Consider the following 22,449-nt stretch of genomic DNA (forward strand, 5'->3'; position numbering starts at 1 on the left):
GACGAACAGCACGAGCAGCGCCGCCCCGAGCAGCAGCGGCACCAGCGCCTGCGCGCCGGGGGCGGTGGCGGAACCCGCGCCGGAGAGCGCCTGCACGGCCGGTACCGGCCCCTACCAGCGGGAGCTGGAGGCCCACCTCGGCCGCCCGGTCGACGGGACGCAGTCCGCCGGGGACTGCACCGCGGTCCGCGCCTTCCAGCGGCAGCACGGGGTCAGCCCCGCCGACGGCTACCCGGGCGTGGCCACCTACCGCACGATGCTCGTGGTGACCGCCCGCCCCGACCCCAACGCCGCGGGCGACTGCCCCGTACGCGAACACCGCGTCACCTGCGTGGACATGGACCGGCAACTGCTGTGGGTGCAGCGGGGCAGCCGGGTGGTCTTCCCGCCCGTGCCCATCCGGACCGGCCGCGACGCCCAGGAGACCCGGCCCGGCTGGCACGAGGTGTACTGGCGCAGCAGGCACCACGTCTCCACGCTCTACGACTCACCCATGCCCTACGCCCAGTTCTTCGACGGCGGCCAGGCCCTGCACGGCACCCCCGGCTCCCTCTACGGGTACGGCGGTTCGGCGGGCTGCGTGAACCTCACCGAGCCGGACGCGGCCCGGCTCTGGGACCTGCTCACGGAGGGCGACGCCGTCTACGTCTGGGGCACCAAACCCGGCACCGAGGACTGAGCCCCGGGCCGGGCCCGGGACGGGCTCCGACACGGGCCCGGGCCGGGCTCCCCGCCGAGGTCAGAGCCCCTTCCGCACCCCGCGGCCCGGTCCCCGCAGTTGGGACGGAACGGTGACAAGACCGTGGCTCGTCGTGATCCTCCCGTGTGATTACCTGTCGACATGCGCGCGACTGTCCGCGCGCGGGGGACATGGGGAGAACACGAGTGAACCTGCAGCCGATACGCGGCCGCGCCCGTGCGGGCCTGCCGGCCCTTCTGCTGGGGGCGGCCCTGCTGTTCACCACGGCGTGCAGCGGTGGTGGCGGCAACGGCGGCGGTGGCGGCACCGACAACGCCGGGGGCGGCGCGAAGACCGGTACCGAGGCGTCCAAGGCCGTCGTCAGCGTCAAGCCCGACGACGGGGCCAAGGAGGTCGCCACCAGCGGCATCCTGAAGATCACCAGCTCCGGCGGCAAGCTCACCACGGTGACCGTCGCCGACACCAAGGGCAACGCGGTCGAGGGCAAGCTCGCCGCCGACGGCGCCAGCTGGGAGCCGGCCCGGCACCTGGCCTCGGCCACCGAGTACAAGGTGCACGCGGTCGCCAAGGACGACGCGGGCCGGGAGTCCGCGAAGGACACCAGCTTCACCACCCTGACCCCGACCAACACCTTCGTCGGCCACTACACCCCCGAGGACGGCGCCACCGTCGGCGTGGGCATGCCGGTCTCCATCAACTTCACCCGCGGCATCACCAACCCCGAAGCCGTGGAGAAGGCCATCACGGTGACGGCCGAGCCGCCCGTGCAGATCGAGGGCCACTGGTTCGGCAACGACCGCCTCGACTTCCGCCCCGAGAACTACTGGGCCGCGGGCACCAAGGTCACCGTGAAGCTCTCCCTCGACGGAGTCGAGGGCCGGCCCGGCGTCTACGGCAAGCAGACCCGCACGGTGAACTTCACCATCGGCCGCTCCCAGGTCTCCACCGTCGACGCGAGCGAGAAGCAGATGCAGGTCGTCCGGGACGGGCAGGTCCTCAAGACCGTCCCGATCACCGCGGGCGCCCCCTCGACCACCACGTACAACGGGCAGATGGTCATCAGCGAGAAGTACGAGGTCACGCGGATGAACGGCGCGACCGTCGGCTTCGGCGGCGAGTACGACATCGCGGACGTCCCCCACGCCATGCGCCTGTCGCAGTCGGGCACCTTCGTGCACGGCAACTACTGGGCCTCCGCCGGTACCTTCGGCTCCGCCAACGTCAGCCACGGCTGCGTGGGCCTGCGCGACCAGCGCGGCGGCGGCGACCCGAACGCGCCCGCCGCCTGGTTCTTCAACGAGTCGCTGATCGGCGACGTGGTCATCGTGAAGAACTCCAAGGACAAGGAGATCGCCCCGGACAACGGCCTCAACGGCTGGAACCTGCCGTGGGCGGAGTGGATCAAGTAGGAGACCGCTCCTCAGGTGCGCGTGGCCCGGTGCTGTGACTGACAGCACCGGGCCACTTCACGTTAACCGGCGCTAACCTGAGCCGTATGACCCTCTCTCTCGAAGTCTCCGAAGGCGTCGGCACGATCCGCCTGGACCGGCCGCCGATGAACGCCCTGGACATCGCCACCCAGGACCGGCTGCGCGAGCTCGCGGTGGAGGCCACCGAGCGGGCCGACGTCCGCGCGGTCATCCTCTACGGCGGCGAGAAGGTGTTCGCGGCGGGCGCGGACATCAAGGAGATGCAGACGATGGACCACGCGGCGATGGTCGCCCGGTCCCGCGGCCTCCAGGACGCCTTCACCGCCGTCGCCCGTATCCCCAAGCCCGTGGTCGCGGCCATCACCGGCTACGCGCTGGGCGGCGGTTGCGAGCTGGCGCTCTGCGCCGACTACCGGATCGCGGCCGACAACGCCAAGCTCGGCCAGCCCGAGATCCTGCTCGGTCTGATCCCGGGCGCGGGCGGCACCCAGCGGCTGTCCCGGCTGGTCGGCCCCTCCCGGGCCAAGGACCTGATCTTCACCGGCCGCATGGTGAAGGCCGACGAGGCGCTGACCCTGGGCCTGGTGGACCGCGTGGTCCCGGCGGCCGAGGTCTACGAGCAGGCCCACGCCTGGGCCGCGAAGCTGGCGCAGGGCCCGGCCATCGCGCTGCGCGCCGCCAAGGAGTGCGTCGACGCGGGCCTGGAGGCCGACATCGACACCGGTCTGGCCATCGAACGCACCTGGTTCGCGGGGCTGTTCGCCACCGAGGACCGCGAGCGCGGTATGCGCAGCTTCGTCGAAGAGGGGCCCGGCAAGGCGAAGTTCGTCTGAGGGGGTCCGGTCCGGCGGTCCTCCCTGGGGGTGGATTAGCCAGGGCTTAAGGCAGCCTTAAGCGCGCGGAGTGATCCACTCGCTGTGATCGCTTCCCTGCGGTGCGTCACAGCAGTTCAGGGCCGGTACGAGACCCCTCCGGCGGCCTCCCGCCCCCCTCGGGGCACCCCCGCGGACCGGTGCGCGCCAGGGGGCGTATTCGCGGGGAACGGCCCGGCGGGGCGGGCGGGCCGTCCATGATGGGTCCATGGCGGGCCTGGAGGGTGTGGAACAGCCGCGGCAGCGCGGTGGTGCTTCGGCGGTACGGCTCACGGCGGCCCTTGGGGACGAACAGGGTCTCAAGGCGCTGGAGCTGTACGGGAATCCGGCCGAGGCGGAAGTGACCCTGCCGTCCATGCCGGAATCGGCGGGCACCGCCCGCCGACTCACCCAGTGCGTGGTGATCCGCCTCTGGGGGCTCTCCCCGCAGATCGCCGAGCACGCCGTCCTGCTGGTCTCCGAACTCGTCGGCAACGCGGTCCGCCACACCGGCGCCCGCTCCTTCGGCTTACGGCTGCTGCGGCGGCGCGGCTGGATCCGGGTGGAGGTGCGCGACCCCTCGCGCGGGCTGCCCTGTCTGATGCCGGTCCACGAGCTGGACACCACCGGCCGCGGCCTCTTCCTCGTCGACAAGCTGTCCGACCGCTGGGGCGCCGATCTGCTGCCGCGCGGCAAGATCACCTGGTTCGAGATGCGGGTGGCCGACCGCCAGAACGCCTGAAGCCCCCGCTCGCCGGTTGGGCGGGGTGGGGGCTTCATGGGTCCGCCGAGGATCGAAGGGGGTGTGATCCTCGGCGTAAGGACTTCGCTCGGGTCAATGGGGAAGTCGTGGTTCCGACTATGGCAGACGCGCGCCCGAACGCCAAAAGTCCCTACTCGGACATAAGTGTGCAAATCATAAGACTTTCTAGCTAAATCCTAGGTGAGGTGGGCCACGCACCTCGCAATCCATGAATAAGTATCGACTGCTCTGAGTAAATCGTTGATCACATGGCGATGAGACCCCTCGTTCGGCCGTTTGTGGGGGGCGTCCCGAAATGGGTCAATCGTTATCTTCCGGGTCATCGCGCACTTAAATGGGCAGGTGCTCTCACTTCCAGACCGCCGCGAAGCCCTGCGCACGGCCCTGCGCGCGGCCGGTCTCGGCGCGGCGGCCGCCCTCGCCGCCGGCTGCGGGCCGGGCCGCCCCGCCGCCGGAGCCTCCGCCGCCGCCTCGTCCCCGCCTCCCGGGCCGGCCCGCCCCGCGCGGGCGGCTCCGGCCGCCGCCCCGCGCCGGTTCCCCGGGCAGCCCGCCGAGATCGCCCACGGCCCCCGGGACGGCTCCCGGGTCGCCCTCACCTTCCACGGCAACGGGGACCCCGCCGTCGCGCGCGCGGTGCTGGCCGCGGCGGAGAAGGGGGGCGCGCGGATCACCGTACTGGCGATCGGCAGCTGGCTCGACGCCCACCCGGAGATGGCCCGCCGGATCCTCGACGGCGGCCACGAGCTCGGCAACCACACCCAGCGCCACCTCGCCCTCAACGAGCTGCCCGAGGCGGAGGCGCTGGCCGAGATCACCGGATGCGCGCAGCGCCTCAAGCGGCTCACCGGCTCCATCGGCACCTGGTTCCGGCCCTCCCAGACCCAGTACGCCACCCCGCTCGTCCGGCGGCTGGCCCAGCGGGCCGGCTACCCGCACGTCCTCTCGTACGACGTGGACTCCCTCGACTTCACCTCGCCCGGCGCCGCGGCCGTCCTCCGCAACGTCACCGGGACGATCCGCCCCGGATCGGTGGTGAGCCTGCACTTCGGCTACGCGGACACGGTCGACGCGATGCCCTCCCTCCTCGAAGAACTCGCGCGCCGCCAGCTGCGCGCGGTGACCACCACGGAGCTGCTGACGCCATGACCACCACCCGCCTCCACCGCAACGCCGCCGTGCTGCTGGCCGGTCTGGCCCTCGCCGCCCTGGCCGGCTGCGGATCGTCGGACGGGCCCGCCGAGGCCCTGGGCTCCAAGGCCCCGGCCGCGCCCGCCAAGGCCGTGCCCGCCGCCCCGCCCGGCCTGCCGGGCATGCCGCCGCTCCTCGACCCGAACGACGTCTACGCGGCGGACCGCCCGAACAAGCTCTCCCCGGTGGTGAAGGACTTCCCCTCCCGGGTCTACGTACCGAACACCAACTCCAACACGGTGTCCGTCATCGACCCGGAGACCTACCAGGTCATCGACACCATCCCGGTCGGCGTCCAGCCGCAGCACGTCGTCCCCTCCTGGGACCTGAAGACCCTGTGGGTCAACAACAACCGCGGCCACACCCTCACCCCCATCAACCCGGCCACCGGCGAGGCGGGCAAGCCGGTGGAGGTGCACGACCCGTACAACCTGTACTTCACGCCCAACGGCAAGTACGCCGTCGTCATGGCCTCCCTGGACAAGGAGCTGGTCTTCCGCGACCCGCACACCATGGACCGGGTGAAGACCGTCCCCGTCTCCTGCTTCGGCGTCAACCACGCCGACTTCTCCGCCGACGGCCGGTACTTCATCGTCAGCTGCGAGTTCTCCGGCGAGCTGCTCAAGGTGGACACGGAGAAGATGGAGGTCATCGGCCAGCAGAAGCTGCCCTTCGAGGGGGCGATGCCGCAGGACGTGAAGGTCTCCCCGGACGGCAAGACCTTCTACGTCGCGGACATGATGGCCCACGGCATGTGGGTGCTCGGCGGGGACAGCTTCGAGACGCCCAAGCTGCTGCCCACCGGCAAGGGCTGCCACGGGCTGTACGTGAGCCGCGACTCCAAGGAGATGTACGTCTCCAACCGCGGCGAGGGCACCATCTCGGTCTACAACTTCCCGCAGAAGAAGCTGACCAAGAAGTGGACCCTGCCCGACGGCGGCAGCCCCGACATGGGCGGCGTCTCCGCCGACGGCAAGGTCCTGTGGCTCTCCGGGCGCTACAACGGCGAGGTGTACGCCGTCGACACCACCACCGGCAAGCAACTCGCCCGGATCCCGGTGGGCGGCGGCCCCCACGGCCTCGCGGTCTACCCGCAGCCGGGCCGCTACTCGCTCGGGCACACGGGCATCTTCCGCTAGGCCGTCGCTTCCGGATCCTGCCGGGCCCGCGCCGCGGATCCCGGCGGGTCCGCCCCGGCCGGACCCGGGGGGCCCGCCCGCCCCGGGTGCCGCTACCCTGAGCCGGTCAACAAGCACCAAGAAGGGGTGGACCCAGTGGCGGACATCGAGAGCGCACGGGCTACGTTCGACAGGTTCGACGTGAACGGTGACGGCTTCATCACGGCCGACGAGTACAGCGCCGCGATGCGCGCCATGGGCGACGCCCACGTGAGCCCGGCGGTGGCGGACTCCGTCGTCGCCTCCAAGGACGCCAACGGCGACGGCCTGCTGAGCTTCGACGAGTTCTGGGCCGCCCTGAACAAGTAGTTCCCCGCGGACACGCGGTCTCCCGCGCTCCCGCTCCCCGGCCTCCGGCCCCGGGGGCGGGAGCGTACCCGTGTCAGGCCGCCGGGCCGGGCGGGTCCTCCATGTCGCCGACCTCGGCCAGGGCCTCCTCCAGCCAGTGCAGCCAGAACGTCTCCAGGGCGATCCCGCCGTGCAGCACGAGCCGGCGCAGCCGGTCCTCCACCGCGTCCCGGCCGGGCGGGAAGTCCTTCGCCTCGATGGCCTCGTACTGGGACAGCTGGCGCCGGTGCAGCTCCAGATGGCGCCGCAGCTCGGGACCCAGCCCCTGCGGCCCGACCACACCCGCCGCCCGGATCCGCAGCAGCAGCGGATCCCGCATCGGCTTCGGGTCCTGGCTCTCGGCGACCCACCGGGCCAGCTCCGCACCGCCCGCGGGCAGGACCTCGTACTCCTTCTTCTGCCCCCGTACGGGCACCTCGCTGGGCAGTGCCCGGATCAGCCCCGACTCCTCCAGCCGGCCCAGCTCGCGGTAGATCTGCTGGTGCGTGGCGGACCAGAAGTACCCGATCGACTTGTCGAACCGCCGGGTCAGCTCCAGCCCGGACGAGGGCTTTTCGAGCAGCGCGGTGAGGATGGCGTGCGGCAGGGACATGCCGCCCATCCTAGATTTGCCCGGGACGGCTCCCGACGGGCCCCGACGGGCCCCGCGTGAGCAACGTCACCGTCACCGAACCGACCGGAGGAAGCCCGTGCCGCAACTGCTGAGGGTCCAGAACTTCAACGTCTCCCGCGACGGCTTCGGAGCCGGGGAGCACCAGAGCCTGGAGCGGCCCTTCGGCCATGCCGATCCCGGCACCATGTTCGCCTGGGCGGGGGCCACCGCGAGCTGGCCGAACCGCACCGCACCCGGCGGCAGCCGCGGTCTCGACGACTACCTCACCCGGGACTTCTCGCACCACATCGGCGCCGAGATCATGGGCCGCAACAAATTCGGCCCGCAGCGCGGGCCCTGGGCCGACCACGAGTGGCGCGGCTGGTGGGGCGAGGAGCCGCCGTTCCACACGCCGGTGTTCGTCCTGACCCACCACCCGCGCCCGTCCTTCACGCTCTCCGACACCACCTTCCACTTCGTGGACGCGGACCCGGAGACCGTCCTGGCCATGGCGCGCGAGGCGGCCGGGGGCAAGGACGTCCGGCTCGGCGGCGGGGCCACCACGGTCCGCGCCTTCCTCGACGCGGACCTGGTGGACACCCTGCACGTGGCGGTCTCACCGGTGGAGCTCGGCTCGGGCAGCCGGCTGTGGGAGTCCCCCGAGGACCTGCTCGACCGCTTCCACCGCGATGTCGTGCCGAGTCCGGGCGGGAGCGGGGTCGTCCACCACCTGTTCTGGCGGAAGTAGGGCCTACGGCTCAGTGGGCGATGTCCACGACGAGCCGCTCCGGTGCGTGCAGGGCGTAGGCGCGGTAGTAGGGGAGGGTGTCGAAGGCGGCGCCGAAGGTCACGTACCCCTCGTAGTCGCCGGTCAGGGCGAGCCCCTTGAGCTTGCCGAGCGGGATCTTCTGGAGCTTGGGCCCCTGGTAGACGCTGTGCCCCGCGTCGTCGTGCGCGGCAGCGGGGTGCAGGCGGATCTCCAGGAAGTACCGCCCGGCGAGCGGCACGGGCTGCCCGGAACCGTCGTACCGCAGCTGTGCGACGGGAGTGACGGTGACTCCGGGGGAGCCGCCCTGGAGGTCGACGACGATCCGGTCGAAACCGGCGTGCCCGCCCCACCGGGCATTGACCACGAGCGGCGTCTGCGCGGCAGGGGCGGCGGAGAGCGAGGAGGCGGAGGCGGGCGAGGCGAACGCGAGCCCGGCGGCAAGCAGCGCACCGGAGGCCAGAGCCACGAACCGCCGAAGACGTGTGTGGATCATGTGGTCCCCTCGATTCCGAGAGACGGGGACTGATGGCACAGATACAGACGCCGCCACGGACCCCACGGTTCCGCGCTCCGCCTCACCCGCCCAGGGTCAGCACTCGATGACGTTGACCGCCAGGCCGCCGCGGGCGGTTTCCTTGTACTTGATCTTCATGTCGGCGCCCGTCTCCTTCATGGTCTTGATGACCTTGTCCAGGGAGACCTTGTGGGAGCCGTCGCCGCGCATGGCCATCTTGGCGGCCGTGACCGCCTTGACCGCCGCCATTCCGTTGCGCTCGATGCAGGGGATCTGGACCAGGCCGCCGACCGGGTCGCAGGTCAGGCCCAGGTTGTGCTCCATGCCGATCTCGGCCGCGTTCTCCACCTGCTCCGGGGTGCCGCCCAGGACCTCGGCGAGGGCGCCCGCCGCCATCGAGCAGGCCGAGCCGACCTCGCCCTGGCAGCCGACCTCGGCACCGGAGATCGAGGCGTTCTCCTTGAACAGCATGCCGATCGCGCCCGCGGCCAGGAGGAAGCGGACCACGCCGTCCTCGTCCGCGCCCGGGACGAAGTTCATGTAGTAGTGCAGGACGGCCGGCAGGACGCCCGCGGCGCCGTTGGTCGGGGCCGTCACCACGCGGCCGCCGGCCGCGTTCTCCTCGTTCACCGCCATCGCGTAGATCGTCGTCCACTCGCTGCGGTGCATCATCGGGTCGCCCTCGGTGCGCAGCTGGCGCGCCGTGGCCGCGGCGCGGCGCTTGACGCGCAGGCCGCCGGGGAGGATGCCCTCGCGGGACATGCCGCGCGAGACGCAGGACTGCATGACGCGCCAGATCTCCAGCAGACCCTCGCGGATCTCCTCCTCCGTGCGCCACGCCTTCTCGTTCTCCAGCATGAGGGAGGAGATCGACAGGCCGGTCTCGTTCGCCAGGCGCAGCATCTCGTCGCCGGAGCGGAAGGGGTAGCGCAGGGCCGTGTCGTCGAGCTTGATCCGGTCCTCGCCCACCGCGTCCTCGTCCACGACGAAGCCGCCGCCGACCGAGTAGTAGGTCTTCTCCAGCAGCGGGGTCCCGGCCTCGTCGTACGCGAAGAGCGTCATGCCGTTCGCGTGGTACGGCAGGGAGCGCCGGCGGTGCAGGATCAGCTGGTTCGGCTCGTCGAAGGCGATCTCGTGGCCGTCACCTATCTCGGCGCCCAGCAGCCGCAGGCGGCCGCTCTTGCGGATGCGCTCCACCTCGTCGTCGGCGGTCTCCACGTTCACGGTGCGCGGGGAGTGGCCCTCCAGGCCCAGCAGGACCGCCTTGGGGGTGCCGTGGCCGTGGCCGGTGGCGCCGAGCGAGCCGAAGAGCTCGGCGCGTACGGCGGCGGTCTGGGCCAGCAGGCCGTCCTTCTTCAGCCGCGTGACGAACATCCGCGCGGCCCGCATCGGGCCGACCGTGTGGGAGGAGGAGGGACCGATGCCGATGGAGAAGAGGTCAAAGACGGAGATGGCCACGGTTGGGGGCTCCCTAGTCTGCTCGTGGGGTGGGAGGGGGCAGGAGGGGGGATTGTTCGGATTATGTCCGACAGACGAGCTTAACGCGGTGCGGTGAACACCCCGGCTGTGGGAAGGGGTGGCGAGGATGACACCGACGTGACCGGCCGGAGCCGGGCCCCGCGCCGCCGGGAGGCGCGGGGGCAAAGGGGAAGGGCCCGGCCCTGTGCGGTGCGCAGGCCGGGCCCTTCCACCCCACCGCTAGAGCGACGGGTACAGCGGGAACTTCTCGGCCAGGGCCGAGACGCGGGCCTTGAGGGCCTCGGCGTCGTAGGCGGGCTTGAGCGCCTGCGCGATGATCTCGGCGACCTCGGTGAACGCCTCCGCGTCGAAACCGCGGGTGGCGAGCGCCGGCGTACCGATCCGCAGACCCGAGGTGACCATCGGGGGCCGCGGGTCGTTCGGGATGGCGTTGCGGTTGACCGTGATGCCGACCTCGTGGAGGCGGTCCTCGGCCTGCTGCCCGTCCAGCGCGGAGTTGCGCAGGTCGACCAGGACCAGGTGCACGTCGGTGCCGCCGGTGAGGACGTCCACGCCCACGGCCTTGACGTCGTCCTGGACCAGGCGGGCGGCGAGGATCTTCGCGCCCTCCAGGGTGCGCTCCTGGCGCTCCTTGAACTCGGGCGAGGCCGCGACCTTGAAGGAGACGGCCTTGGCCGCGATCACGTGCTCCAGCGGACCGCCCTGCTGACCGGGGAAGACCGCGGAGTTGATCTTCTTGGCCAGCTCCTGCGTCGACAGGATCACACCGCCGCGCGGACCGCCGAGGGTCTTGTGCGTGGTGGTGGTGACGACGTGGGCGTGCGGCACCGGGTTCGGGTGCAGGCCCGCGGCCACCAGGCCGGCGAAGTGCGCCATGTCGACCATCAGGTACGCGCCGACCTCGTCCGCGATGCGGCGGAAGGCGGCGAAGTCCAGCTGGCGCGGGTAGGCGGACCAGCCGGCGACGATCAGCTGCGGCTTGGACTCCTTGGCCAGGCGCTCGACCTCGGCCATGTCCACCTCGCCGGACTCGTCCACGTGGTAGGGGACCACGTTGTAGAGCTTGCCGGAGAAGTTGATCTTCATGCCGTGGGTCAGGTGACCGCCGTGGGCCAGGTTCAGGCCCATGATCGTGTCGCCCGGCTTGAGCAGCGCGAACATCGCGGCGGCGTTCGCCTGCGCACCGGAGTGCGGCTGGACGTTCGCGGCCTCGGCGCCGAACAGCGCCTTGATGCGGTCGATCGCGATCTGCTCGACCACGTCGACGTGCTCGCAGCCGCCGTAGTAGCGGCGGCCGGGGTAGCCCTCGGCGTACTTGTTGGTCAGGACCGAGCCCTGGGCCTCCATGACGGCGACCGGGGCGAAGTTCTCCGACGCGATCATTTCGAGCGTGGACTGCTGGCGCACGAGTTCGGCGTCGACGGCCGCGGCGACGTCGGGGTCGAGCTCGTGGAGCGGGGTGTTCAGTACGGACATCAGGATCCCCTGGGGTCAGTTACCGGCGGTGAGCTTGGTGTACTCCTCGGCGGAGAGCACGTCCTTGGGCTCCTCCGAGATGCGAACCTTGAACAGCCAGCCGCCCTCGAAGGGGGCGGTGTTCACGAGCGCCGGGTCGTCCACGACGTCCTGGTTGGCCTCGACGATCTCGCCGGAGACCGGGGAGTAGAGGTCGGAGACCGACTTGGTCGACTCCAGCTCGCCACAGGTCTCGCCCTCGGTGACGGTGTCGCCGACCTGGGGGAGCTGGGCGTAGACGACGTCACCGAGCGCGTCGGCCGCGAACGCCGTGATGCCGACCGTCGCGACGCCGTCCACGACGTCCGACAGCCACTCGTGCTCCTTGGTGTAACGCAGATTCTCGGGGGTGCTCATGGCCTGATTCTCCTGGATGCGGGGGAGTGGATACGAACTGCGGTCTTGGGTACTGAGACGGCACCGTACGGGCCGTACGGGCTGCCCGTACGGCGGACGCGGTGCGCGGAGCTACTTCTGCCGCTTGTAGAACGGCAGCGCCACGACCTCGTACGGCTCATGCGTACCGCGAATGTCGACGCCGACACCGGAGGTCCCGGGCGCGGCGTGCGCCGCGTCCACGTAGGCCATCGCGATCGGCTTGCCCAGCGTCGGGGACGGGGCGCCCGAGGTGACCTCGCCGATCACCTCGCCGCCGGCGACCACGGGGAAGCCCGCGCGCGGGACGCGGCGGCCCTCCGCGATCAGGCCGACCAGCTTGCGCGGCGGGTTGCCGGCGGCCTTCTCGGCGGCGGCCTCCAGCGCGGCGCGGCCCACGAAGTCCCCCTCCTTCTCGAACTTCACGACCCGGCCCAGCCCCGCGTCGAACGGGGTGAGGGCGGTGGTCAGCTCGTGGCCGTACAGCGGCATGCCCGCCTCCAGCCGCAGGGTGTCCCGGCAGGACAGGCCGGCCGGGACCAGGCCCGCGCCCGCACCGGCCTCGGTGAGCGCCTGCCACAGCTGCACCGCGTGCTCGGGCGCCACGAACAGCTCGAAGCCGTCCTCGCCGGTGTAGCCCGTACGCGCGATCAGCGCGGGCACGCCCGCCACGGTGCCCGGGAGCCCCGCGTAGTACTTGAGGCCGTCCAGGTCGGCGTCGGTGAGGGAGGCGAGGATGCCGGGGGACTCCGGGCCCTGCACGGCGATCAGGGCGTAGGCGTCCCGGTCGTCGCGGACCTCGGTGTCGAAGCCGGCCGCGCGCTCGGTGAGGGCGTCGAGGACGACCTGGGCGTTGGAGGCGTTGGCGACGACCATGTACTCGGTCTCGCCGAGGCGGTAGACGATCAGGTCGTCGAGGATCCCGCCGTCCTCCTGGCAGATGTGCGTGTAGCGGGCCCGGCCGACGCCGACCGTGGAGATGTTGCCGACCAGCGCGTAGTCCAGGGCCTTGACGGCCTCCGGGCCGGTCAGGGTGATCTCGCCCATGTGGGACAGGTCGAAGAGACCGGCCCGGGTGCGGACGGCGTTGTGCTCGTCGCGCTCGCTGGCGTACCGCAGCGGCATGTCCCAGCCCGCGAAGTCGGTCATGGTGGCACCGAGCGAGCGGTGCAGCGCATCGAGGGCGGTCAGGCGGGGGGCAGTGCTCATGGGTGTGGCTCCCGGGTCCCAGGGCATCGACATGACATGACGAGGACGTTCCTCCCCATCTGTCATCGGAACCTGAGAGGTTCGCCGAGAGTTCCGCCGATCGTCCGATCACCGGTCTTCTTGACTTGCACCTTGGGTGGAGCCGCCGCGCGGCTCGCTTTTCAGATCTGCCTCATCCACGCGGTACGGGGCCTGAGAGATTCAAGGGAGGTTCTTGCTCCTTCGGCGCCCGCGCACGCCGTCGGGCGTGCCGGGACTCTCCCGCGCGGATTCAAGCGGCCGGTATGCAGTTGGTCCAGATGGCGCACATCATTGCACGGCATGTCCCTGATCGGGGGTGCGGGTCCGAAAGTTCGTACGCCTCTCCGAACGGGCCCCGCGGAACCGTAGCTGCCGGATTACCGTCTCTTTACACTCGGTGGGGAAGGGTCCTGGTGACCCGATGCGGGGGAAGGCGAGCACTGTGCGGAGATTCGGAGTGGTGGCGACGACAGGGGCCGTGGAGGCGGTGCCGGCCCAGCGGCGCGGTGCGCACGGGCGCGGCGCGGCGGCGGGCGCCGGGCGCGTGCGGGACCTGCGCGGGGCGGCGGGGCACGGGCCGCGCCGGCTCGGCTTCGCCGCGGGGGACATCGTCGTGGTCTCCGGGCTCCCCGGCGGCGGCAAGAGCACCCTGATCGAGCGGGCCGCGCCGGAGGGCGGGGCGGTGGACTCGCAGAACACGCGCGAGCGCTGGGAGCGGCGGATGCCGGGGGCGCTGCCGTACGCGGTGTACCGGCCGCTGGTGCGCGTCGCGCACTACTGGGGGCTGTGGCGGATCCTGCGCTCCGGGGCCTCGGTCGTCGTGCACGACTGCGGTACGCAGAGCTGGGTGCGCGGGCTGCTCGCGGCGGCCGCGCGGCGCCGGGGGCGGGCGCTGCACCTGCTGCTGCTGGACAGCAGTCCCGAGGAGGCGCTGTCCGGGCAGGCGGCCCGGGGGCGGCGGGTCTCGGCGTACGCGTTCGCGCGGCACCGGCATGCGGTGGGGCGGTTGCTGCGGGGGGCGGAGGCGGGGGTGCCGCCGCGGGGCTGTGCGTCGGTGGTTCTGCTGGACCGGGGCTCCGCGGCGTCGGTGGACCGGATCGCGTTCCACGCCTGAGCGGTCGGTGTGGCGGGGCGGGCCGGGCCGGGCCGGTGCGGCGCCGTTGCCGGGCTCTGCCCGGACCCGCTCCTCAAACGCCGGAGGGGCTGGATCTGCGCTCCGCGGAGGGCGGAGGGGCTGAACAGGGCGCCGGGCCGGTAGCCTGCGGGGCGACAGGCAGTGGAGTGCGGAGGCGGGGGACATGCAGGGCAGTGGCTGGCCGGAGAATGAGCTGGAGCAGGTGCTCGGGGCGGCCCTCGGGCAGCCCGATGCCGGCGGCCGGATCCTGGAGGTGCTGGGCCGCAGCCGGCTGTGGGTGCCGCTGCCCGGTGGCGGCGGGCCCGAGCAGGGCGGGGCCGAGGGGCTGACCCTGCCCACCATGGACATCGGCGGTGCGGCCTACGTACCGGTCTACAGCTCCGCGTCCCAGTTCCTGGCCTGCGTCGGCCCCGGTACGGACTTCGCGGTGGCCCCGGCGGTCGAGTTCGCCCGCGGCCTGCCCCCGCAGCTCGGCATCGCCGTGAACCCCGAGGGCGCCGTCGGCGTCCCGCTCCCGCCGCCCGCGGTCGCCGAGCTCTGCCGCGCCGGCCGGACCCCCCTCGACGGGCCCGCCACCGGTGGTCGCGTCCGCCTCTTCGAGCCGGACTGGCAGGAGGACCCGGTGGACTTCCTGGCCGCCGCGGCCGAGGAGTTCCGCGCCACCGGTGTGGTCGGCTCCGCCCACCGCTGCCTCGCCAGCGTGGAGGGCGAGGCGCCGCAGCTCTTCGTGGGTGTCCGCCTGATGGGATGGGAGCCCGAGATGCGCGAGGCCCCGATGCGGGCGCTGGAGCGGGCCCTGGAGCGTGTCCGGCCGCCGTGGCCGGTCCAGTTGATCCTCCTGGACGCTGCCGAGGACCCGGTCACGGACTGGATTCGTGAGCGCGTACGCCCCTTCTACCTCCCGTAGGGCCGCTTAAGCTGGTTACCTCTCCCGGCCGCACGCACGAGCGGGGCGGAGAGCACACGTGGACCGACGGGCGGACGAAGAGACGAAGAGGGGTACCGGGTGAGTGCGTCAGGCACGGCCGCGGCCGGGCAGGTCGAGCACATGATGCGCCAGGTGACCCCCGGGCGCTACGAGAGCTACGAGTCGCTTCTGCACGCCCTGGCCGAGGGCCGGCTGTGGATGCTGCTCTGGCAGGGGCAGCCGGGCTCCCCGGACGCCCAGTACGGCGGCATGGAGGTCGACGGCCTCGGGTACGCGCCCTGCGTCACCTCCCCGCAGGAGCTGGCCGCCAGCGGCTGGAACCGGGGCTACGAGGTGGTCACCGGGCGCGACATCGCCCGCGCGCTCTACCCCGACCGCTGGGGCCTGTGGCTCAACCCGCACGCCCAGGGCGGCGGCCTCGGCGTGCCGTGGGCCGACCTGCGCCGCATCGCGACCGGGCTGGACCGGATGCCGGCCGGCCCGCTGCGGCTCTCCGAGCCCGCCATCGAGCTCCCGCAGTTCTACGGCCTGCTGACCCAGCACGCCCACCGCACCCCGGCCGTGCGCTCGCTGCGCCGCGCCTGGGTGCAGCCCGCGCTGGGGTCGCCGTACCTCGCGGTGGGGCTCGACCTGTACGACGCCTCCTCGCCCGCGCTGGAATCCGTACGGGAGATGATGCGGCAGTCGGTGGGGGCGGTGCCCGAGGGGGTGCCCGTGTGCACCGTCGCGCTGGCCGACGAGCACGACCCGGTGGCGATGTGGCTGCGCGCGCAGACCCGCCCCTTCTACGACCGCGAGGGCCAGGCGCCCGCGTACTGAGCCCTGTACTGAGTCGCGACTCGAAGGCCCCCGCCGTACGGCGGGGGCCTTCGCCGTACCCGGGTACCGGATTCCTCGCATCCGCCGGATCGCTCCAAGATCCGCGCCCTAAAGGGCAGTTGGGCGGGATGTCCGATCCGCGCCGAACGGGCGCTCTTTCACCGCTCAACAGGTCTGGCGGTTCGGATAACGGAAGGTGTAGGCGCAGATCACGGTTGCGCATCACATCCCCGGGGGGTCTGGCGGGCGGTTGAGAGGGCGTTGAAGACTCCCCCCACCGAAGGCCGGTCCCAGTCCCGATCACCAGCTCTTCACGTGCACTTCCGGCACATTTTCTCGCCAATCGCACCACCAGCGACGCCGATTGAACCAAGCCGCCACAGCGGCGGGCATGGGCCGGCCACCGTCGGCCGAGAGGGGTCCCCACCACGATGACGGCACCACTGCACGACACCAGCGCGGCCGAGCCCGCAGCCGTGGCCGCCCCCGGCGTTCCGCAGAAGGCGATCGAGGGGCGCTCCCCCTGGAAGATCGCCTGGCTGCGCCTCAAGCGCGACAAGATCGCGCTGGCCGGCGGCGTGATCGTGCTCCTGCTGATCATCGTGGCGCTCTTCGCGCCGCTGATCGTCAAGGCGTTCGGCCACCCGCCGGACGAGCTGCACGAGGACATGCTCGACCCGCTGCTCGGTCTGCCGCTCGGCGACTGGGGCGGTATGAGCGGGGACTTCCTGCTCGGCGTCGAGCCGGTCAACGGCCGCGACGTCTTCAGCCGCATCGTCTACGGCGCCCGGATTTCGCTGCTGGTGGCCTTCCTGTCCGCCTTCGTGGCGGTCTCGCTCGGCACCGTCTTCGGCATCATCGCCGGCTACTTCGGCGGCTGGGTCGACGCGGCGATCAGCCGGGTCATGGACCTGCTGCTGGCCTTCCCGCAGCTGCTCTTCATCATCGCGCTGATCTCCGTCATCCCCAACAAGCTCTGGGGATTCGAGGGTTCGGGCCTGCGCATCGCCGTCCTGGTGCTGGTCATCGGCTTCTTCGGCTGGCCGTACATCGGCCGCATCGTCCGGGGCCAGACCCTCAGCCTGCGCGAACGCGAGTACGTGGAGGCCGCGCGCAGCCTCGGCGCGGGCCGCCTCTACATCCTCTTCCGCGAACTGCTCCCGAACCTGGTGGCGCCCATCACCGTCTACGCGACGCTGATGATCCCCACCAACGTGCTGACCGAGGCCGCCCTGAGCTTCCTCGGAGTCGGCGTCAAGCCGCCCACGCCGTCCTGGGGGGAGACCCTCTCCACGGCCGTGCGGACCTACGAGGACGATCCGCTCTTCATGATCTTCCCCGGCGTGGCGATCTTCATCACCGTGCTGGCCTTCAACCTCTTCGGCGACGGCGTTCGCGACGCCCTCGACCCGAAGGGCTCCCGCTAGCCACCGCAGGGCAAACCAGGACCCGGCCTCGTGCCGTACGTACACCGGAACTACAACGGAGGGTTGCGAGCATCGTGACTACCCATCGCACGTCGAAGCGACGACTTGCTGCCGGCACGGCCGTCGTGCTCGCGGCCATGCTGACCGCGACCGCCTGCGGCGGCAACGCCAAGGACGACGAGAAGACGGCCGCCTCCGGCGGTGCCTTCAACGCCGGTATCGACAAGGTCTCCAACCCTTCGGACAAGAAGGGCGGCGAGCTCAAGTTCGTCGGCACCCAGGACGCCGACTCCTGGGACCCGCAGCGCGGTTACTACGGCTTCATGTGGGACTTCTCCCGCTACTACACGCGCCAGCTGGTCAGCTTCAAGCCCGCCCCCGGTCAGCAGAGCACCGAGCTCGTCCCGGACCTCGCCACCGCCAAGGCCGAGATCAGCGACGCCGGCAAGACGTACAAGTACACCCTCAAGGACAACGTCACCTGGGAGGACGGCACGCCCGTCACCTCCCAGGAGATCAAGTACGGCATCGAGCGCACCTGGGCCCAGGACGTCATCTCCGGCGGCCCGGTCTACATCCAGCAGGTCCTGGACCCGAAGGCCGAGTACGCCGGCCCGTACAAGGACGCCGCTCCGGACAAGCTCGGCCTCAAGGCCATCGAGACCCCGGACGCGAAGACCATCATCTTCAAGCTCCCCGCCGCGAACGGCGACTTCGAGCAGATGCTGGCCATGCCCGCGGCGAGCCCGGTCAAGCCGGACAAGGACACGGCGGCCAAGTACGGCCTCAAGCCCTTCTCCAACGGCCCGTACAAGATCGACTCGTACGAGCCCAACAAGAGCATGAAGCTCTCGCGCAACGAGAACTTCAAGGCCGACACGGACACCATCCGCAAGGCGCTCCCGGACACCATCTCGGTCACGTTCATGGCGAACGCGGACGACATGGACAAGCGCCTGATGAACGGCGAGTTCGACGTCGACATCAACGCCACCGGCATCGGCCAGGCCGCCCGCGCCACCGCCCTCAAGGAGCACAAGGGCAACCTGGACAACGGCCAGACCGGCTTCATCCGCTACGCGGTGATGCCGCAGACCGTCGCGCCGTTCGACAACATCGAGTGCCGCAAGGCCGTCATCTACGCGGCGGACAAGAAGTCCCTGCAGACCGCCCGCGGCGGCCCGCAGGCCGGTGGCGACATCGCCCCCAACATGCTCCCGCTGGGCATCAAGGGCTCCGACGCCAAGTACGACCCCTTCGAGGTCCTGAAGAACGACGGCAAGCCGGACCTGGAGAAGGCCAAGGCGGCCCTCAAGGCGTGCGGCAAGGAGAGCGGCTTCAAGACCACCATCGCGGTCCGCAACAACAAGCCGGTCGAGGTCGCCACCGCGGTCTCGCTGCAGAACGCCCTCAAGCAGATCGGCATCGAGGCCGACGTCGACCAGTTCGACGGTGCCCAGCACTCCGGGATCATCGGTTCGCCGAAGGTCGTCAAGGAGAAGAACTACGGCATCATCATCATGGGCTGGGGCGCCGACTTCCCGACCGGTCAGGGCTTCTCCCAGCCGCTGGTCGACGGCCGCTTCATCCTGCAGAGCGGCAACAACAACTACTCCGAGCTGAACGACCCGGCGATCAACAAGCTGTTCGACGAGGCCATCGCGGAGACCGACCCGGCCAAGGCCGGCGACATCTACAAGAAGATGAACGAGAAGGTCTCGGAGGCCGCCGTCTACCTCCCCTTCGTCTACGACAAGACGATCACCTGGCGCAGCAGCCGTCTGACGAACGCCTACACCACCGACGCCTACAACGGCCGCTACGACTACGCGTCCCTGGGTGTCACGAAGTAAAAGTCCGTCAGTCCGGTTCCAGTGTTCCAGTGCCACACCCGCTAGGCACGAAGGGCAGGTGATGGCCGCGGCCACGGCGTGGGGGCGCCCTCCAGAAGAGGGTGCCCCCGGGCCGCGGCCAGGCCGAGCGCAGTGCTTGCATACCTCATCCGACGGATCTTCGCCGTCATCGTCATGCTGTTGGTCATCTCGCTGGTGACCTTCGGAATCTTCTTCCTCTTCCCGAAGCTGATCGGGACGGACCCGGCGCTCTACTTCGTCGGCAAGCAGTCCGACCCCGTCGCCATCGAGGGCATCCGGCAGAAGATGGGTCTCGACGACCCGATCCTCGTCCAGTTCGGCAAGTTCGTCGTCGGGCTGGTGGCGGGTCGCACGTACGCCAACGGCTCCGACGTCACGCAATGCGCCGCGCCCTGCTTCGGCTACTCCTTCAAGACCGAGCAGGAGGTGTGGCCGCTGCTGCTCGACTGGTTCCCGGTCACCCTCTCCCTCGCCCTCGGCGCGGTCGTGCTCTGGGTCGCCGGAGGTGTCGCCACCGGCGTCGTCTCCGCCCTCAAGCGCGGCACGCTCGTGGACCGCTCGGCCATGGGCGTCGCCCTCGCCGGCGTCTCCCTCCCCATCTACTTCACGGGCATGCTCGCCATCGCCCTCTTCTCCGACCAGCTCGGCTGGTTCTCGCGCCCCGAGGCGACCTTCGCCGACGACCCGGCGAAATGGATCAACGGCATGATCCTGCCGTGGGTCTCGCTCGCCTTCCTCTACGCGGCGATGTACGCCCGCCTCACCCGCGCGACCATGCTCGAAGTCCTCAACGAGGACTACATCCGCACCGCCCGCGCCAAGGGCCTGACGGAGCCCGTGGTCATCGGCAAGCACGCCATGCGCTCGACGATGACCCCGATCCTGACCGTCCTGGGCCTGGACCTCGGCGCCCTGATGGGCGGCGCCGTCCTGACCGAGTACACGTTCTCGCTGCACGGCCTCGGCTACAGCGCCGTCCGCGCCATCAGCGAGCACGACCTCCCGGTCATCCTGGGCATCACCCTGATCTCCGCCTTCTTCGTGGTCGCGGCGAACCTCGTCGTCGACCTCCTGTACGCGGTGATCGACCCCCGAGTGAGGCTGTCATGAGCGACACGACCAAGACCGCAGCCCTCAACCAGCCCTACGACGGGTCACCGGCGCCCACCGCCTTCCTGGAGGTCCGCGACCTCAAGGTGCACTTCCCGACCGAGGACGGCCTGGTCAAATCGGTCGACGGGCTTTCCTTCACGCTGGAGAAGGGCAAGACCCTCGGCATCGTGGGCGAGTCCGGCTCCGGCAAGTCGGTCACCTCGCTGGGCATCATGGGCCTGCACCGCGTGGGCCAGTACGGCCGCCGGCGGGCCCGGATCTCCGGCGAGATCTGGCTCGACGGCAAGGAACTGCTCTCCGCCGACGAGGACGAGGTACGCCGGCTACGCGGCCGGGAGATCGCGATGATCTTCCAGGACCCGCTCTCGGCGATGCACCCGTACTTCACCGTCGGCAAGCAGATCGCCGAGGCGTACCGGGTCCACCACAAGGTCGACAAGAAGACCGCCCGCAAGCGGGCCGTGGACCTGCTCGACCGGGTGGGCATCCCCGAGCCGCACAAGCGGGTCGACAGCTACCCGCACGAGTTCTCCGGCGGTATGCGCCAGCGCGCGATGATCGCGATGGCGCTGGTCAACAACCCCGAACTGCTCATCGCGGACGAGCCGACCACCGCCCTGGACGTCACCGTGCAGGCGCAGATCCTGGACCTCATCCGGGACCTGCAGAAGGAGTTCGGCTCCGCCGTCATCATGATCACGCACGACCTGGGCGTGGTCGCGGAGATGGCCGACGAACTGCTCGTCATGTACGGCGGCCGCTGCGTGGAGCGCGGTACCGCCGAGAAGGTCTTCTACGAGCCGCGGCACCCCTACACCTGGGGCCTGCTCGGCTCCATGCCGCGCATCGACCGGGAGCAGACCGAGCGCCTGATCCCGGTCAAGGGCTCGCCGCCCAGCCTCATCAACATCCCGAGCGGCTGCGCCTTCAACCCGCGCTGCCCGTACGCCGACGTCCCCAAGGGCGATGTGACCCGCACCGTACGGCCGGAGCTCACGGCGGCGGACGGCGCGGGGCGGGACGGCGGCCGCCACTGGTCCGCCTGCCACATGTCGCAGGAGGAGCGGACCCGGATCTGGACCGAAGAGATTGCGCCGAAGCTGTGACCGACACCACGAAGACGGAGCCGGCCGCGCACATCCCGGCGCAGGCCGCGGACTCTCCTGGGCCGCTGCTCAAGGTCACCGGCCTGACCAAGCACTTCCCCATCACCAAGGGGCTGCTGCGCCGGCAGGCCGGTGCGGTCAAGGCCGTCGACGGCCTCGACTTCGACGTCCGGCGCGGGGAGACCCTCGGCATCGTCGGCGAGTCCGGCTGCGGCAAGTCCACCATGGGCCGGCTGATCACGCGGCTGCTGGAACCGACCGGCGGCAGCATCGAGTTCGAGGGCACGGACATCACGCACCTCGGCGTGGCGGGCATGCGGCCGCTGCGCCGCGATGTGCAGATGATCTTCCAGGACCCCTACGGCTCGCTGAACCCGCGCCACACGGTGGGCACCATCGTCAGCGCCCCCTTCAAGCTCCAGAAGGTCACCCCGGAGGGCGGGCTCAAGGCGGAGGTCCAGCGGCTGCTGTCGCTGGTCGGCCTCAACCCCGAGCACTACAACCGCTATCCGCACGAGTTCTCCGGCGGGCAGCGCCAGCGCATCGGCATCGCGCGGGCGCTCGCGCTCAAGCCGAAGCTGGTGGTCGCGGACGAGCCGGTGTCCGCGCTGGACGTGTCGATCCAGGCGCAGGTGGTCAACCTGCTGGACGACCTCCAGCAGGAGCTCGGCCTCACCTACGTGATCATCGCGCACGACCTGTCGGTCATCCGGCACGTCTCGGACCGCATCGCGGTGATGTACCTGGGCAAGATCGTCGAGCTGGCGGACAACGCCTCGCTGTACGGGGCGCCGATGCACCCGTACACCACGGCCCTGATGTCGGCGGTGCCGGTGCCGGACCCGCGGCGGCGGGGCGTGAAGAGCGGCCGCATCCTGCTCAAGGGCGATGTGCCGTCGCCGATCTCGCCGCCGAGCGGCTGCCGCTTCCACACCCGGTGCTGGAAGGCCACGCAGGTCTGCGCGACGACGGAACCGCCGCTGCTTTCGTTGAAGCCGGGGCACCAGGTGGCCTGCCACCACCCGGAGAACGCCCCGGACCAGTCCCCGGACGACACCCCGCTCCCGGGCGCGGCTACGGAGTAGCGAGGCCGAGGCTGAGGCGGGCCCCTCGGG

22 protein-coding genes and 1 riboswitch are annotated in these 22,449 nt (G+C 71.0%); of the genes, 16 read left to right on the forward strand and 6 right to left on the reverse strand.

The annotated features are described in order from the left end of the window. The first annotated feature begins 64 nt into the window (after positions 1–64). From ABZ873_RS20655 to ABZ873_RS20685, 7 genes are all read left to right on the forward strand, one after another. Complete coding sequence (locus ABZ873_RS20655; RefSeq protein WP_360874012.1) at positions 65–679, forward strand: L,D-transpeptidase family protein; 615 nt, start codon at positions 65–67, stop codon at positions 677–679. 212 nt (positions 680–891) lie between these two features. Next, positions 892–2,109, forward strand: coding sequence for an Ig-like domain-containing protein (locus ABZ873_RS20660; protein WP_360874015.1), 1,218 nt, complete (start codon positions 892–894; stop codon positions 2,107–2,109). Between the two features lie 86 nt (positions 2,110–2,195). After that, positions 2,196–2,963, forward strand: a complete 768-nt coding sequence (locus tag ABZ873_RS20665; RefSeq protein ID WP_360873890.1) for an enoyl-CoA hydratase-related protein — start codon at positions 2,196–2,198, stop codon at positions 2,961–2,963. Positions 2,964–3,210: 247 nt separating this feature from the next. Beyond that, positions 3,211–3,723: an ATP-binding protein gene (locus ABZ873_RS20670; RefSeq protein ID WP_360873893.1), complete on the forward strand. Its 513-nt coding sequence runs from the start codon at positions 3,211–3,213 to the stop codon at positions 3,721–3,723. Between the two features lie 363 nt (positions 3,724–4,086). Next, positions 4,087–4,890 (forward strand): polysaccharide deacetylase family protein, encoded by an 804-nt coding sequence (locus tag ABZ873_RS20675; protein WP_360873896.1) that lies wholly within the window; start codon positions 4,087–4,089, stop codon positions 4,888–4,890. After that, positions 4,887–6,071: a YncE family protein gene (locus tag ABZ873_RS20680; protein WP_360873900.1), complete on the forward strand. Its 1,185-nt coding sequence runs from the start codon at positions 4,887–4,889 to the stop codon at positions 6,069–6,071. Before ABZ873_RS20675 ends, ABZ873_RS20680 begins: the two co-directional genes overlap by 4 nt. A 135-nt stretch (positions 6,072–6,206) precedes the next feature. Continuing rightward, the gene (locus ABZ873_RS20685; RefSeq protein ID WP_360873903.1) at positions 6,207–6,419 is read left to right on the forward strand and encodes an EF-hand domain-containing protein; all 213 of its coding nucleotides are present in this window, start codon (positions 6,207–6,209) and stop codon (positions 6,417–6,419) included. Positions 6,420–6,492: 73 nt separating this feature from the next. Here ABZ873_RS20685 and ABZ873_RS20690 read toward each other — a convergent pair whose 3' ends face one another. Further along, positions 6,493–7,050: a PadR family transcriptional regulator gene (locus ABZ873_RS20690; RefSeq protein WP_360873906.1), complete on the reverse strand. Its 558-nt coding sequence runs from the start codon at positions 7,048–7,050 to the stop codon at positions 6,493–6,495. A 97-nt stretch (positions 7,051–7,147) separates the two neighbouring features. Here ABZ873_RS20690 and ABZ873_RS20695 point away from each other — a divergent pair, with 97 nt between their 5' ends. Further along, on the forward strand, positions 7,148–7,798 hold the full coding sequence (locus ABZ873_RS20695; protein WP_360873909.1) for a dihydrofolate reductase family protein: 651 nt from the start codon (positions 7,148–7,150) through the stop codon (positions 7,796–7,798). A 10-nt stretch (positions 7,799–7,808) separates the two neighbouring features. Here ABZ873_RS20695 and ABZ873_RS20700 read toward each other — a convergent pair whose 3' ends face one another. The 5 genes from ABZ873_RS20700 to gcvT all read right to left on the reverse strand — a co-directional run bounded on the left by ABZ873_RS20700 (position 7,809) and on the right by gcvT (position 12,911). After that, positions 7,809–8,312 carry a hypothetical protein gene (locus ABZ873_RS20700; RefSeq protein WP_360873912.1) on the reverse strand — a complete coding sequence of 168 codons (504 nt, stop codon included), beginning with the start codon at positions 8,310–8,312 and terminating at the stop codon, positions 7,809–7,811. 96 nt (positions 8,313–8,408) lie between these two features. Then, complete coding sequence (locus ABZ873_RS20705; RefSeq protein ID WP_360873915.1) at positions 8,409–9,791, reverse strand: L-serine ammonia-lyase; 1,383 nt, start codon at positions 9,789–9,791, stop codon at positions 8,409–8,411. 240 nt (positions 9,792–10,031) lie between these two features. Beyond that, positions 10,032–11,288: a serine hydroxymethyltransferase gene (glyA, locus tag ABZ873_RS20710; RefSeq protein WP_360873918.1), complete on the reverse strand. Its 1,257-nt coding sequence runs from the start codon at positions 11,286–11,288 to the stop codon at positions 10,032–10,034. A 15-nt stretch (positions 11,289–11,303) separates the two neighbouring features. Continuing rightward, a complete protein-coding gene (gcvH, locus tag ABZ873_RS20715) occupies positions 11,304–11,684 on the reverse strand; it encodes a glycine cleavage system protein GcvH (RefSeq protein WP_360873921.1) in 381 nt (126 codons plus the stop codon). Positions 11,685–11,795: 111 nt separating this feature from the next. Next, on the reverse strand, positions 11,796–12,911 hold the full coding sequence (gene gcvT / locus ABZ873_RS20720) for a glycine cleavage system aminomethyltransferase GcvT (RefSeq protein WP_360873924.1): 1,116 nt from the start codon (positions 12,909–12,911) through the stop codon (positions 11,796–11,798). A 171-nt stretch (positions 12,912–13,082) separates the two neighbouring features. Next, positions 13,083–13,185: riboswitch (glycine riboswitch) on the reverse strand. Positions 13,186–13,419: 234 nt separating this feature from the next. Here gcvT and ABZ873_RS20725 point away from each other — a divergent pair. From ABZ873_RS20725 to ABZ873_RS20760, 8 genes are all read left to right on the forward strand, one after another. Beyond that, complete coding sequence (locus tag ABZ873_RS20725) at positions 13,420–14,046, forward strand: AAA family ATPase (RefSeq protein WP_360874018.1); 627 nt, start codon at positions 13,420–13,422, stop codon at positions 14,044–14,046. 184 nt (positions 14,047–14,230) lie between these two features. Further along, positions 14,231–14,974, forward strand: a complete 744-nt coding sequence (locus ABZ873_RS20730; protein WP_360873927.1) for an enhanced serine sensitivity protein SseB C-terminal domain-containing protein — start codon at positions 14,231–14,233, stop codon at positions 14,972–14,974. 99 nt (positions 14,975–15,073) lie between these two features. Next, positions 15,074–15,814 (forward strand): enhanced serine sensitivity protein SseB C-terminal domain-containing protein, encoded by a 741-nt coding sequence (locus tag ABZ873_RS20735; RefSeq protein ID WP_360873930.1) that lies wholly within the window; start codon positions 15,074–15,076, stop codon positions 15,812–15,814. 431 nt (positions 15,815–16,245) lie between these two features. Next, positions 16,246–17,241 carry an ABC transporter permease gene (locus ABZ873_RS20740; protein WP_360873933.1) on the forward strand — a complete coding sequence of 332 codons (996 nt, stop codon included), beginning with the start codon at positions 16,246–16,248 and terminating at the stop codon, positions 17,239–17,241. 74 nt (positions 17,242–17,315) lie between these two features. Further along, a complete protein-coding gene (locus ABZ873_RS20745; protein ID WP_360873936.1) occupies positions 17,316–19,094 on the forward strand; it encodes an ABC transporter substrate-binding protein in 1,779 nt (592 codons plus the stop codon). Between the two features lie 132 nt (positions 19,095–19,226). After that, entirely contained in the window at positions 19,227–20,225 is a 999-nt protein-coding gene (locus tag ABZ873_RS20750; protein ID WP_360873939.1) for an ABC transporter permease, read from the forward strand. Continuing rightward, on the forward strand, positions 20,222–21,334 hold the full coding sequence (locus tag ABZ873_RS20755; RefSeq protein ID WP_360873942.1) for an ABC transporter ATP-binding protein: 1,113 nt from the start codon (positions 20,222–20,224) through the stop codon (positions 21,332–21,334). The genes ABZ873_RS20750 and ABZ873_RS20755 overlap by 4 nt, the downstream gene beginning before the upstream one ends. A 32-nt stretch (positions 21,335–21,366) precedes the next feature. Further along, positions 21,367–22,419 carry a dipeptide ABC transporter ATP-binding protein gene (locus tag ABZ873_RS20760; RefSeq protein ID WP_360874021.1) on the forward strand — a complete coding sequence of 351 codons (1,053 nt, stop codon included), beginning with the start codon at positions 21,367–21,369 and terminating at the stop codon, positions 22,417–22,419. Positions 22,420–22,449 lie beyond the last annotated feature (30 nt).

This window comes from Streptomyces sp. NPDC047014, assembly GCF_040644195.1.
GTDB lineage: Bacteria > Actinomycetota > Actinomycetes > Streptomycetales > Streptomycetaceae > Streptomyces.